General features: G+C 57.6%; 10 protein-coding genes. 6 read left to right on the top strand and 4 right to left on the bottom strand.

What is annotated here, in order from left to right; all coding sequences use genetic code 11:
- The first annotated feature begins 72 nt into the window (after window positions 1-72).
- Both E7738_RS07045 and E7738_RS07040 read left to right on the top strand, forming a co-directional pair.
- Window positions 73-2,274 carry a TonB-dependent receptor gene (locus tag E7738_RS07045; protein WP_394516233.1) on the top strand — a complete coding sequence of 734 codons (2,202 nt, stop codon included), beginning with the start codon at window positions 73-75 and terminating at the stop codon, window positions 2,272-2,274.
- Window positions 2,275-2,586: 312 nt separating this feature from the next.
- Window positions 2,587-2,763, top strand: a complete 177-nt coding sequence (locus tag E7738_RS07040; protein ID WP_021506450.1) for a hypothetical protein — start codon at window positions 2,587-2,589, stop codon at window positions 2,761-2,763.
- Here E7738_RS07040 and E7738_RS07035 read toward each other — a convergent pair.
- Window positions 2,760-3,899, bottom strand: a complete 1,140-nt coding sequence (locus tag E7738_RS07035) for a beta-glucosidase (RefSeq protein WP_127833908.1) — start codon at window positions 3,897-3,899, stop codon at window positions 2,760-2,762. The two genes, E7738_RS07040 and E7738_RS07035, sit on opposite strands and share 4 nt — an antisense overlap.
- A gap of 152 nt (window positions 3,900-4,051) precedes the next feature.
- On the opposite strand from E7738_RS07035, the gene E7738_RS07030 reads away from it, so the two are divergent.
- The gene (locus tag E7738_RS07030) at window positions 4,052-5,512 is read left to right on the top strand and encodes a phospholipase D-like domain-containing protein (protein ID WP_021506448.1); all 1,461 of its coding nucleotides are present in this window, start codon (window positions 4,052-4,054) and stop codon (window positions 5,510-5,512) included.
- Between the two features lie 40 nt (window positions 5,513-5,552).
- Here the strand turns inward: E7738_RS07030 and mdoC are convergent, their stop codons facing one another.
- Complete coding sequence (gene mdoC / locus E7738_RS07025; RefSeq protein ID WP_021506447.1) at window positions 5,553-6,698, bottom strand: glucans biosynthesis protein MdoC; 1,146 nt, start codon at window positions 6,696-6,698, stop codon at window positions 5,553-5,555.
- 278 nt (window positions 6,699-6,976) lie between these two features.
- On the opposite strand from mdoC, the gene E7738_RS07020 reads away from it, so the two are divergent.
- The 3 genes from E7738_RS07020 (at window position 6,977) to E7738_RS07010 (ending at window position 11,524) form a co-directional block, all read left to right on the top strand.
- On the top strand, window positions 6,977-8,512 hold the full coding sequence (locus E7738_RS07020) for a glucan biosynthesis protein G (RefSeq protein WP_182688977.1): 1,536 nt from the start codon (window positions 6,977-6,979) through the stop codon (window positions 8,510-8,512).
- Window positions 8,505-11,057 carry a glucans biosynthesis glucosyltransferase MdoH gene (gene mdoH / locus E7738_RS07015; protein ID WP_088516455.1) on the top strand — a complete coding sequence of 851 codons (2,553 nt, stop codon included), beginning with the start codon at window positions 8,505-8,507 and terminating at the stop codon, window positions 11,055-11,057. Before E7738_RS07020 ends, mdoH begins: the two co-directional genes overlap by 8 nt.
- A 227-nt stretch (window positions 11,058-11,284) precedes the next feature.
- The gene (locus tag E7738_RS07010; RefSeq protein ID WP_021506444.1) at window positions 11,285-11,524 is read left to right on the top strand and encodes a YceK/YidQ family lipoprotein; all 240 of its coding nucleotides are present in this window, start codon (window positions 11,285-11,287) and stop codon (window positions 11,522-11,524) included.
- Between the two features lies 1 nt (window position 11,525).
- Here the strand turns inward: E7738_RS07010 and E7738_RS07005 are convergent, their stop codons facing one another.
- A complete protein-coding gene (locus E7738_RS07005) occupies window positions 11,526-11,924 on the bottom strand; it encodes a MysB family protein (RefSeq protein WP_021506443.1) in 399 nt (132 codons plus the stop codon).
- Between the two features lie 121 nt (window positions 11,925-12,045).
- Window positions 12,046-12,312, bottom strand: coding sequence for a hypothetical protein (locus E7738_RS07000; RefSeq protein WP_021506442.1), 267 nt, complete (start codon window positions 12,310-12,312; stop codon window positions 12,046-12,048).
- Between the last annotated feature and the right edge of the window lie 298 nt (window positions 12,313-12,610).

The raw sequence follows: 12,610 nt of genomic DNA, 5'->3' as shown, positions 1-12,610 counted from the left end.
GGCTGTACGCTGCGCATAATCGCAAACCGCAATAATAATGATTCTCAGTATAATTTACATCAGGGGATAACCATGCGCAGAACGCCTTTCAATCCCGGAATGAAACCGACGCTGCTGGCCATGCTGGTCAGCGCCGGTTGTTTGCCAGTGATGGCTGCTACCACTAACACCAGTAACGCACCTCAGGGCGCTAACGAACAGCAGACGCTGACCGTCACCGCCACGCCGCAGAGTGAATTCAAACCCGGCGGCAACGACTTAGTACCGGCCTTTCTCGACGGCCAGATTGCCCACGGCGGTCGCCTCGGCATGCTGGGCGAGCAAAACGCCATGGACGTGCCGTTCAACGTCATCGGCTATACGGCAAAAATGATTCAGGACCAGCAAGCGCAAACCATCGCCGATGTGGTGCGCAACGATGCGGGCGTGCAGAACGTCAAAGGTTACGGCAATTTTGCTGAAACTTACCGCATTCGGGGGTTCACTCTCGACGGCGATGATATGACTTTCGGCGGTCTGCCGGGCGTGGTGCCGCGCCAGGTGATGGACGCTTCGCTGATCGATCGTGTGGAGATCTTCAAAGGCGCGAACAGTCTGGTTAATGGCGCAGCCAGTTCCGGCGTCGGCGGTATGATTAACCTCGAGCCGAAACATGCCGAAGATACGCCGATCAATCGCATTGGCCTCGATTACACCTCCTCGTCTCAGGTTGGCGGAACGCTGGATGTGGGGCGTCGCTTTGGCGATAACAATCAGTTTGGCGTGCGGGTTAACGCCGTGCATCGCGAGGGCGAAACCGGCGTTGACGGCGAGAAAAAACGCACCACGGCGGCCTCGGTTGGTCTTGATTATCGCGGCGATCGGCTGCGCACCTCGCTGGACGTTGGCTATCAGAAGAAAACCTTCCATGACGGCTTACAGGGCGTGAAATTCGCCAGCGCCGGGGTGATCCCGGCGGTGCCGTCAAATTCGCATAACTACAGCCAGAAATGGGTGTACAGCGATATGGAATCTGAATTCGGTATCGCCAAAGCAGAATACGATATTACCGACAGCTGGACGGCCTATGCCGGTCTCGGCGCACAGCACGCTCATGAAACCGGCAACTACGGCGCGCCGACTATTACCAACAGCAACGGTGACGGCACCATCAGTAGCTTCTACTCCAACCGTATTCAGGACAACATGAGCGGCATGGTGGGGCTGCGCGGTGAGTTCCACACCGGTCTCGTCAGTCATAAAGTCAACGTGGGTTACTCGGCGCTGACCACCAATGCGAAAAATGCCTACGACATGTCGCTGGTGGGCACGCCGTTTAATATCTACCACAGCGGTGACGTGGCGGAACCGGCGGCCACCTTCGCCGGCGGCAAGTTCTCCGATCCGCTTACCACGTCACGCACCCGCACCCAGGGCTATCTGCTGAGCGATACGCTCGGATTACTGGACGATACGCTGCTGGTGACCGTCGGTGCACGCCATCAGAAAGTGGTGGTGCGCAGCTATAACTACAACACCGGCGCGGAAAGCGTTGATTCGCGCTTCACCAACGACCGCTGGATGCCAACGTACGGCGTGGTCTACAAGCCGTGGAAAGAAGTGGCGCTGTACGCGAACCATACGGAAGCGCTGCAGCCTGGTGAAGTGGCCCCTAAAGACGCCGTCAACTATGGCACTGTGACCGGCGTGGCGCACTCGAAGCAGAATGAGATCGGCGTGAAAACGGATTTCGGCCGCATCGGCGGCTCGCTGGGGCTGTTTGAAATCCAGAAACCGTCCGGCCTGATCAACAGTGACAATGTCTACGTCATGGATGGCGAGCAGCGCCATCGCGGCGTGGAAGCCAACGTGTTTGGTGAGCCGGTGCTGGGCCTGCGCCTCAACGCCAGCGCCACCTGGATCGATCCGGTGATGAAGAAAACCGCCGGCGGCACTTACGATGGCAAACAGGCGATCGGCGTGCCGCGCTACACCTACGCGCTGGGCGCGGAGTATGACATCAAGCCGGTGGAGGGTCTGACGGCGACGGCGCTGCTCAACCACAGCGGCTCTCAGTATGCCAACTCGGCCAACACCCTCAAGCTGGACAGCTATACCACGCTGGATCTTGGTATGCGTTACCGCATGAAGGTGAATCAGAACGATCTGGTGTGGCGCGTGGCGGTCGAAAACGTCACCAATGAGAAGTACTGGTCAAACGTTGATGACACCGGCACCTATCTCGCGCAGGGCGACCCGCGCACGCTGAAAATCAGCATGAGCTACGATTTCTAAGCGGCCACCACGGGGCGTAGTGACGCTCCGTGGTCTTTTCCGCCAGAAATAGTGCTGTACGTTGGCCGCTATTCCATTACACTCTGTGCGGCAATCCCGCTGAAAACGCCTCTTTCCTGTTGAGTCATCATGAGTTCACCCGCGCCACCTGACGATCACGACGAACCTTTACGGCAACCGCTGGATGATGCGCACTTCGCCATTGTGGTACTTGCAGTGACCTCGGTTACCCTTATAATCTTCGTCCTGATGCTTACATTATGGATGAGCTGAGGCCAGCAACCGACTACGGACGCCCGCAAGGAGATGTCGATGGAATCCCGGGATGACAAACTGATCGCCATCATTGGACTGCTTTCCGCCTGCCTGATCGGCGTAGTGTTCCTTTTCACTATGACCTGGCTGACGGACGTGCGCCATCCAGCCGATCCGTCACTGGATGTACAAACCTGCCCGCCCAAAACCGCCAGCCCGGTGCAGCACTCTTAATCCTGAGTGCGCCATTTAATCTGCTGACTGCGTAACTCCAGCGCCAGCGCTTCGTGCAGGGTGCGATTGCCATTGGGATCGCCCAGACCAAACAGCGCGCCAGGCGAGCGCCGATCGTCGGCCCACGCCGGATACTCCACCACCGGATAGAGCGAAATGCCTTCCAGCGCCACGCCCTGCGCTAAGGCCAGCCGCGCTTCATCACTGACATGCCGCAGCCAGGGCGCGCGCGCGTCGCCTTCCGCGCCGGTTTCTGCCAGCAACAGCGGGCGCTGATAACGCTGCCAGCACTGCATCAGCAGCCGGTGCAGCGGCTGACGCTGCGGGTGGTCGGGCGGAATGGTGTCGCCGGAGAAGAACCAGTGGTTGTCGGGATAATAGTTCAGCCCCAGGATGTCGAGAAAATCGGGCTGACCACCCAGCTCCGGCGCATCGCGTCCTGCCAGCCAGTCCCAGGCTTCAAACTGCGCCTGATGCTGGCTGTCGGCATAGGGTTTGCTGTCGGGGTTATGCGGATCGGCGGCGATCTGCACCAGCGGGTCGGTCAGCACGAAGCGGGCGTCCGGATAGACGTCGCGAATGGCGTGCATGGCCGTCAGCGAGGCGCGCACCAGCTGACGTTTCAGTTCGCGACCACGCGCGCTGGCGTAGGGATCGAGCCACGAGACATCGGCGCCGGCCCAGGACCAGAAGGATATCTGATTGATAGGCGTAAAGAACGGCTGCTCCACGCCCTCATCCCGCATCAGCTGAGCCATGGCGCGCGCGAAGCGGCCAAAGTGCTCCACAAACGCCGGCTTCCAGATATCGAGATGATCGGGGTAGCCAAAGTGCGCCAGCTCCCAGATGATTTGTAAATCATGGCGCGCCGCCGCGTGAATCATCGGCAGAAAGGTGCGCCAGTCGTATTCACCTGGCGTGGCTTCAATCAGGTGCCAGCGGGCGCCGTCGCGCGCGGTGCGCAATCCCTCCTGCGCCAGCGCGGCGTAATCTTTCTCCAGCAGCATGTCGTGGCCGCTACTGATGACCATATCCAGTCGTCGCCCGCCGCTGCGGCAGGCGGTAGAGCAGGGGAAGCTGCCCTGAAAAAAGCTGCGAAATAGCCGGGGCTGATGGCGCGGGGATAGCTGAGTCATGATCTTCTCCTCACGAAGAACGCCGGATGCAGAACGCCTGGCTAAGTCTAGACTAAATTAACGCCGCACCCGACGCGGAAGTAGACGGCTCTGATTGCCTTTACGTGCGGTGATACCAACAATAACAGCTTCAGGGTAAGCAGGGATTGAGTATGAGCGAAGCGGCACTGCGTTCCTCACGCGAACGGCCAGGCGACGGGCTGAGAGAACATGCGCAACAGCAATGTGCCCGTCATCCGGGACTGAGCGGCATTCATCCGCTGAACGATGGGCTGGATGCGTTTGCGGCACGCTATCTGCTGATGGGCATGGCGCAGCACACCATCGACGTCCAGTATTACATCTGGCACAACGACATGTCGGGACGCCTGCTGTTCAGCGCGCTGCTGGATGCGGCGGAGCGCGGCGTGCAGGTGCGCCTGCTGCTGGATGACAACAATACGCCCGGGCTGGATGAAACGCTGGCCGAACTCGATCGGCATCCGAATATCGCCGTGCGGCTGTTTAATCCCTTCTCGTTTCGAACCCTGCGCGCGCTGGGCTATCTGACTGACTTCGCCCGCCTGAATCGCCGGATGCACAACAAAAGCCTGACCGTGGACGGCGCGGTAACGCTGGTGGGTGGCCGTAACATCGGCGACGAATATTTTGGCACCGGCAATGAGCCGCTGTTTACCGATCTCGACGTGCTGGCGCTGGGACCGGCGGTAGATGAAGTGGCGGAAGATTTCGCCCGCTACTGGCACAGCAAAGCGGTATCGCCATTGCGCAGCGTCGTGGACACCGGCGCACCGCCGCATGAAGCGGTGCGTTTACCGCCGGAGTGGCAGCAGAGCGAGGCGGTGCAGCGCTATCTGGCGCGGCTGGAGAAATCTTCGTTTGTCAGCCAGCTGGAGCAGGGCTCGTTGAGCATGACCTGGGCACACACGCGGCTGTTAAGTGACGATCCGCGCAAAGGGCTGGGCAAAGCGAAGCGCTCCTCTTTGCTGCCGCAGCGCATGCTGGAGGTGATCGGCACGCCGCAGCAGCAGTTCGATATCATCTCGGCCTATTTTGTCCCGACCCGTGCCGGCGTGGCGCAGCTGCTGGCGCTGAAGCGGCGGGGCGTTAAGATCGCCATCTTAACTAACTCGCTGGCCGCCAATGATGTCACCGTGGTTCACGCCGGCTATGCGCGCTGGCGCAAGAAGCTGCTGCGTCACGGCATTGCGCTCTACGAACTGAAGCCGCAGGCCAATGCCGCGGATGCCCCGCACGATCGCGGCCTGACCGGGAATTCCGGCTCCAGCCTGCACGCCAAGACTTTCACCGTCGATAACCGCAAAGTGTTTATTGGCTCGTTTAATTTCGATCCGCGTTCGGCGGTGCTGAATACGGAGATGGGGCTGGTGATTGAGAGCGAAGCGCTGGCGCAGCAGACCCATCAGCGCTTCAGCAGCGGCATGCGCGACCGCGCCTGGGCACTGCGACTGGATAAGTGGGGCCGCGTTAACTGGGTGGAGTACAGCGGCGAAGCGCGGGAAGTGGTGCATAAGCACGAGCCGCAGTGCACGCTATTGCAGCGTTTGCTGGTGCGGCTGGTATGGCGTCTGCCGGTGGAGTGGCTGCTATAGCCGGGCTGCACCGCGCGCAGCCCGGCGGGTAAGTACGCCGTTACGTCTGCGCGGAGGTCTCTGGTTTGCGCTGCGGCTTGCCGGAGAATAAAAAGCGCAGCAGCGGGATACGCAGATGAATCTCGTACAGGGCAAAGGCAACGCCAAACACCATCAGCAGGCCGACAAAGAAGCCCAGCGTATTACTGCTGATGTGTGGCGTAACGTAGATGCCGTACAGGATGGTCAGCGGATGGTGCACCAGATAAATAAACAGCGACGCGTTCACCAGATACATAATGCGCGGCGAGTGGCTGTTCAGCAGCTTGTGGCCGAAGCTGAAGCAGACGTTCAGCATACACAAGCCCATCAGCGTAGAAATGATGGCATCAAGCTCGTACAGCCAGCCTTCACCGCTGCTGTAGCGCTGATTCAGGCTGTACGCGATAAACACCGCAATGGCACCAAAGCACATCACCGGATTAAAACGCACAAACAGCGCTTTCAGCGCCTGATGTTTCCAGCTCAGCGCACCCAGCATAAAGAACGGCAGGAAGAACAGCGACTGCATAACCGCAATGCTGAACAGGCCATCCATTAACAGCGCGGGAGCAAAGTGGAAAATCAGCCGGCGGAAGGCGCACCACACCAGCGCATAGGCCAGCAGGGCCAGCGTCAGCTTGCCCCAGCCAACCTGCTGATAATCGATGCGGCGCTGCTGATCGCGCAGCCAGCGGAAGCTCAGCATGCCAAACGCGGTGAGAATCACCAGTACCAGTAAAAACCACAGGTGCGAAATCAGATCCCACATCAGCGCGTTGTACTTGTCATACAGCGAGAAGTTTGCCCAGTCGCCGACTTTGCTGGTGAGATTTTTCAGCATAAAAAACTGCGGCAGGGTAATGAGCGGCACCGCGGTTAACAGCGGAATGCCGACGCGCTCCAGCCGCACCTTCAGCCAGCGGTTGGGCTGATAGCGCAGATAGAGCATATACGAGAAATAACCTGAAATAACAAAGAACACCTGCATGCGGAAGGCGTGAATAAAATCATTCAGCACCGTCAGCCACAGTGAGGCGTCCTGGCTGTTAACCGACCAGCGTTGGGTCGAGTAAATCAGCGAGACGTGGAAAGGCACGCCCAGCAGCATTAAATACGCTCGAATCGAGTCGAGGAAATATTCACGTTCGGGTTTTGCTGAACTCATAAGCTTCCGGTTTGTCAGTTTACTTGCCGGTTTCACCCTGAAACCGGATTATGCCGGACGAAATTCTACCGGCTGTAAACAGCGTATACTATCAGGTGAATCTGTTTCTTAATCTTCCGGGTTTAATTATCCGAAAAGTACACTTTCGGCTTACGAATCAGGGGAACAATCTTTTACATAAGCTGTCGGAAAACCGAATAATCCTTTAAGATAAATGGGTTTGATCTAAGCACACGAAAGGGGGGGATGTGCTGACTAAAGTGAAGAATAATGGCGGGCTGGTGAAGATGCGCTGGGTAGGCGCAGCAGTTCTGCTGGCGTTGTACGCCAACAATAGCTGGGCGTTCAACATTGATGATGTGGCAAAGCAAGCTAAGGCGCTGGCAGGGAAAGGTTTTGAAGCGCCAAAAAGCAATTTACCCTCTCAGTTTCGTGAAATGAAGTTTGCTGACTATCAGCAGATCCAGTTTAACCACGACAAAGCATACTGGGGCAAACTGCGCACGCCGTTTAAGCTCGAGTTCTATCATCAGGGCATGTATTTCGACACGCCGGTGAAAATCAATGAAGTCACCGCGTCTTCGGTACGTGAAATCAAATATAACCCTGACTACTTCAATTTCGGCAACGTGAAACACGATGCCGATGCGGTGAAAAACCTCGGTTTTGCCGGTTTCAAAGTGCTGTATCCTTTAAATAAAAAGGGTAAAGACGATGAGATCACCAGCTTCCTGGGTGCCAGCTATTTCCGCGTGATTGGCGAAGGCCAGGTGTATGGCCTGTCGGCGCGTGGTCTGGCGATTGATACCGCGCTGCCTTCCGGTGAGGAGTTCCCGCGCTTTAAAGAGTTCTGGATCGAGCGGCCGAAGCCGCAGGATAAACAGCTGGTGATTTATGCGCTGCTGGATTCTCCGCGCGCCGCCGGTGCTTATCGCTTTGTGATCCAGCCGGGCAAAGAGTCCACCGTGGACGTGCAGTCTAAAGTGTATCTGCGTGACAACGTCGGCAAACTCGGCGTAGCCCCACTCACCAGTATGTTCCTGTTTGGCGCTAACCAGCCGTCGCCGGTCAGCAACTTCCGTCAGGAGCTGCATGATTCGAACGGCCTGTCGATTCACGCCGGAAATGGCGAGTGGATCTGGCGTCCGCTCAATAACCCGAAACACCTGGCGGTCAGCACCTTTACCATCGAAAACCCGAAAGGCTTCGGTCTGCTGCAGCGTGGCCGTGACTTCAGCCATTACCAGGACCTGGACGACCGCTATGATCTGCGTCCAAGCGGCTGGGTTGAGCCGCAGGGCGACTGGGGCAAAGGCCGCGTAGAGCTGGTGGAAATCCCGACGGCAGATGAAACCAACGATAACATCGTGGCCTTCTGGACGCCGGAGAGCCTGCCAGAGCCAGGCAAAGAGATGAACTTCAAATATCGTCTGCACTTTACGCGTGATGAAAACCAGCTGCACCAGGACGATGTGGCCTGGGTGAAAGACACGCTGCGTTCTGCGGGCGATGTGAAGCAGTCTAACCTGGTGCGTCAGCCGGATGGTTCCATCGCCTTTACCGTGGACTTTGTTGGTAAAGCGATGAGCAAGCTGCCGGAAAACACCCAGGTGGCGCCGCAGGTCAGCGTCGGTAACAACGCCGACGTGGTCGAGCAGAGCGTACGCTACAACCCGGTCACCAAAGGCTGGCGTCTGGTGCTGCGTCTGCGCGTCAAAGACAACAAGCAGCCGACCGAAATGCGTGCGGCGCTGGTGAGCGGCGACAAGACATTGACGGAAACCTGGAGCTATCAGTTACCTGCCAATGAATAAATCGACTTATTTACCTCAATCTTACGTGGAGGCGCTGCCGCTTGATGCGGCAGCACGCGCCACGCTCAGCGCCTCGCTGCAGAATGCGCAGGCGTTTCATGCCATTCACAGCGCGCTGGGGCAGGATATCGCCGCCAGCGAACGGCCGGACGATGCGCCGCTGAAATCGGTCTCTTCGCGCGTATCCATGGCGTGGCCGGATTCGCTCGCCGATGGCCAGCAGCTCAGTAAAGATTATCTCGACCGCACCACGCTGAAGGCGATGCCGCCGGTGAAGCGTTCGCTGATGTTCCCGGAAGCCTGGCGGACTAACCCGATCGCGCGCGCCTGGGATTCCCTGCGCGGGCAGAAAGGCAACCCACGCTATGCCACGGTGGAAGAGCAGAAAGCGGAAGACAAATGGCGCCACGTGGGTTCCATGCGTCGCTACGTGCTGCTGATTCTGACCATTCTGCAGACCGTGGTCGCCACCTGGTACATGAAAACCATTCTGCCGTATCAGGGCTGGACGCTGCTCGATCCGGTCGAGCTGTTTAACCAGAACTGGCTGCAGTCGGTGGAGCTGATCCTGCCGTATATTCTGCAGACCGGCATCCTGTTCCTGTTTGCCATCCTGTTCTGCTGGGTATCGGCCGGTTTCTGGACCGCGCTGATGGGCTTCCTGCAGCTGCTGATCGGCCGCGATAAGTACAGCATCTCGTACTCGACCACCGGGGATGAGCCGCTCAATCCGGAACATCGCACCGCGCTGATCATGCCAATCTGTAACGAAGACGTGGAACGCGTGTTCGCCGGTCTGCGCGCCACCTGGGAGTCGGTGAAACGCACCGGTAACGCGGAGCATTTCGACGTTTACATCCTGAGCGACAGCTACGATGCCGACATCGCCATCGCCGAGCAAAAAGCGTGGATGGAGCTGGTGCGGGATGTCGGTGGGGCAGGCAAGATCTTCTATCGCCGTCGTCGCCGCCGCGTGAAGCGTAAAAGCGGCAACATCGATGACTTCTGCCGTCGCTGGGGCAGCAACTACAGCTACATGGTGGTGCTGGACGCTGACAGCGTGATGAGCGGTGAGTGTCTCACCGGTCTGGTGCGCATGATGGAAGCGAACCCGAACGCCGGTATTATCCAGTCGTCGCCAAAAGCGTCAGGCATGGATACGCTGTATGCGCGCTGTCAGCAGTTCGCCACCCGCGTTTACGGGCCGCTGTTTACCGCTGGTCTGCACTTCTGGCAGCTGGGCGAATCGCACTACTGGGGGCACAACGCCATCATTCGCGTGCAGCCGTTTATTGAACACTGTGCGCTGGCGCCGCTGCCGGGTGAAGGCTCCTTCGCCGGTTCGATTCTGTCACATGACTTCGTGGAAGCGGCGCTGATGCGTCGTGCCGGCTGGGGCGTGTGGATCGCCTACGATCTGCCGGGTTCTTATGAAGAGCTGCCACCGAACCTGCTGGATGAGCTGAAGCGTGACCGTCGCTGGTGCCACGGCAACCTGATGAACTTCCGTCTGTTCCTGGTAAAAGGCATGCACCCGGTGCACCGCGCGGTGTTCCTGACCGGCGTGATGTCCTACCTGTCGGCGCCACTGTGGTTTATGTTCCTTGCGTTGTCGACCGCCCTGCAGGTGGTGCATACGCTGATGGAACCGACCTACTTCCTGCAGCCACGTCAGCTGTTCCCGGTGTGGCCGCAGTGGCGTCCGGATTTGGCCATCGCGCTGTTCTCCACCACGCTGGTGCTGCTGTTCCTGCCAAAACTGCTCAGCGTGGTGCTGATCTGGTTTAAAGGGGCCAAACCGTACGGTGGCGCATTCCGCCTGTTCCTTTCGCTGCTGCTGGAGATGCTGTTCTCGGTGCTGCTGGCACCGGTGCGCATGCTGTTCCACACCGTGTTTGTGGTCAGCGCGTTCCTCGGCTGGGAAGTGGTGTGGAACTCGCCGCAGCGTGACGATGACGCCACGCCCTGGAGCGAAGCGTTCCGTCGCCATGGTTCACAGATGCTGCTGGGCATTGTCTGGGCCGTCGGGATGGGCGTGCTCGATCTCAACTTCCTGTGGTGGCTGGCGCCAATCGTCTTCTCGCTGATTCTGTCGCCGTTTGTCTCGGTGATGTCGAGTCGTGCCACGGTCGGGCTGAAGAGTAAGCGTGCAAAGCTGTTCCTGATCCCGGAAGAGTATGAGCCGCCGAAAGAGCTGGTCGACACCGATCACTATCTGCAGCTGAACCGGGAACGTGCGCTGAAGCATGGCTTCATGCATGCGCTGTTCAATCCGGCATTCAACGCGCTGGCGACGGCGATGGCGACATCGCGCCATAAGCAGAGCGCACTGCTGGATCACGCACGCGATCGCCGCGTCGATCAGGCATTGAGCGATGCGCCGGAAAAACTGAATCGCGAACAGCGTCTGCAGCTGATCAGCGATCCGGTGGTGCTGGCGCGCGTGCACACGCGTTTGTGGGAAAGTGCGGATAAATATCATCAGTGGGTAGAGAGTTATCAGAAACTCACGCTTAACCCGCAGGCGCTGCCTCAGCGCGCCTGACAGGCTAACGGTGATGAAAAAGCGGCAGCGATGCCGCTTTTTTTATGCCTGCGCTTCAGCGGGGGGCACAACGCGCCTCACACAATCTTTACGCATAAAGGCATAGCGGTTTAGCTGCACCCGCAGCTAAAATGGCGCGATGACACGTGCCAGCGTTCCTGAGCACATTTAAACAGTCACTGACGCACATCAGAATCAGGGGTGTCAGTTCAGGATGAGTAAATGCAGTGAAATATTGCCTGAAGTTAATCGCGCTGTGCGCCGCCATTTTGCTGCTGACGGGCTGTGGCAGCATTATCAGCCGGACCGTACCCGGACAGGGGCACGGCAACCAGTATTATCCGGGCGTGCAGTGGGATGTGCGTGACGGGCCGTGGCGCGTGCTGACCATTCTCGATCTGCCGCTGTCGCTGGTGATGGACACGCTGCTACTGCCGGTTGACGCTCAGCACGGCCCGTACGAGTAACTTACGCCCAGTTGTCTGACGGACTGTCGTCGTCTTCCCACTCTTCGGCCGCTGCTTCGCCTTCTTCCAGGTCGCGCGGTGGCTCCAGCTGAAATTCGCCTTCGTCCCATTCGTGCAGGGTATTTTCCGACTGCCACTCCTGGCGCAGCTCAATTTCATCGAAATTACCGTCGAACACCGCCTGCGCCGCTTCACCGCTGCAAATTGGCAGGCATTCGCCCTGGCCGTCTTCATCAGCGAAAAACTCCGCCTGCCACATAATGTCGCCATCCTGCATCACGTACTTCTGCAGCGCAAACTGGCTGACGCTGGCGTCATCCTGCTCCAGCTCAGGCTGGCTGGCGAGGAACTCTTCGCGTGCGGCTTCAATGGCTTCTTCTAACGTACTATACAGGCTCATCTGCAACTCCTTGTCAGTGCAAAAAGGGATTTCACAGAAGAATAGACGAAAATTGGCGGCTGTCAGGGCGGGAGAGAACAATGACGGGGTGGATGGGTAAAAAGTCATCCACCCGCGCCGGTTACATCATTTTTTGCGGAAAGTGCAGAACCGGTCGTACCGACTCGCGTAACACGGGTGCAGAATAACGGATGCAGCATTTAATACAGGGTTTCACCTTTTTAAAATTAATTCGTGCGGTGGCCAAAGCCTGATTTAAATTATAGAGCGTACCGATGAACACCATATCCTCCTTAACCGGCAGACGTTTACACTCTTTCCGATGCAGCAGATGGTAACCCTCCTGATCGGTACTGATCGTCACGTAGTAGTAGATACCTTTATTCATATTATGTGTCCTGAATATATTTGCTGTGTGTAATCTTTTTATATTTTTAAACGCGCAGTTAACGAACTAACTGTCAGGGTCGAAACTAACTGGATTCAATCGGGCTAACCAATTCCATAAAGATATATTAAAGATGAATTTTTAATCAAAAGAGAATATGGCGGTTAACTTTCAGACAAATACTTGTTTAATCAGTAAAATTTATTAGATAAGTAAACAAGACGGCAGGCCTGAGTAAAATTAAATAGGAAAAGGCCTGGAAGTCATCAAAATCAGATCCGCACCCGCCATATTTTAC

Source organism: Pantoea sp. SGAir0430 (genome assembly GCF_043549295.1).
This window is presented reverse-complemented; position numbering and strand designations above follow the sequence as displayed.

Coding starts and splice junctions, on each gene's coding strand:
- E7738_RS07045 (WP_394516233.1), top strand. CDS start 73: ATGCGCAGAACGCCTTTCAATCCCGGAATGAAACCGACGCTGCTGGCC.
- E7738_RS07040 (WP_021506450.1), top strand. CDS start 2,587: ATGGAATCCCGGGATGACAAACTGATCGCCATCATTGGACTGCTTTCC.
- E7738_RS07035 (WP_127833908.1), bottom strand. CDS start 3,899: ATGACTCAGCTATCCCCGCGCCATCAGCCCCGGCTATTTCGCAGCTTT.
- E7738_RS07030 (WP_021506448.1), top strand. CDS start 4,052: ATGAGCGAAGCGGCACTGCGTTCCTCACGCGAACGGCCAGGCGACGGG.
- mdoC (WP_021506447.1), bottom strand. CDS start 6,698: ATGAGTTCAGCAAAACCCGAACGTGAATATTTCCTCGACTCGATTCGA.
- mdoH (WP_088516455.1), top strand. CDS start 8,505: ATGAATAAATCGACTTATTTACCTCAATCTTACGTGGAGGCGCTGCCG.
- E7738_RS07005 (WP_021506443.1), bottom strand. CDS start 11,924: ATGAGCCTGTATAGTACGTTAGAAGAAGCCATTGAAGCCGCACGCGAA.
- E7738_RS07000 (WP_021506442.1), bottom strand. CDS start 12,312: ATGAATAAAGGTATCTACTACTACGTGACGATCAGTACCGATCAGGAG.